Origin of the sequence: Flavobacterium sp. Leaf359 (assembly GCF_001423985.1) — a bacterium.
Taxonomy (GTDB): Bacteria; Bacteroidota; Bacteroidia; order Flavobacteriales; family Flavobacteriaceae; genus Flavobacterium; species Flavobacterium lindanitolerans.
On record NZ_LMPW01000001.1, the window covers coordinates 94,827 to 95,262 of the forward strand.

The 436-nt window shown below is 41.7% G+C and carries 1 pseudogene; it reads left to right on the forward strand.

What is annotated here, in order from left to right:
• A pseudogene (locus ASG38_RS17860) lies at nt 1-436 on the forward strand (hypothetical protein); the annotation flags it as partial.

Sequence of the window (436 nt, forward strand, 5' to 3'; positions counted from 1 at the left end):
TAACATTAAGGATGGTGCGGTAACCAGTGCCAAGATATTGGACGGTACTATTGTGAATGCCGATATTGCAGGCAGTACAATTACGGCCGGCAAGTTAGCCAATGCGGGTAACAACCAGGTGCTGACTACAGATGGGACAGGCGCACCAACCTGGACGAACCAATCAACATTGATTACAGCTAATCAAAAAAATACTACAGTAAGTAGTGGAACATATACTACTTTGGCAATTACTACACCAAATACCAATACGACTAATTATCAGGTAGATGTAAGTCCGACAGCTTTAGCGGGTGCGGGTTTAAAATTAAACACTGTTACTGGTAGAATTGATGTAGATATTAATACCATTCCTAATGCATCCGATAAAACGGCAACAGTAGCTGCAGGTACCAATACTACGGTTGCTGTCAATAATGCTAACCCTAACAATCCT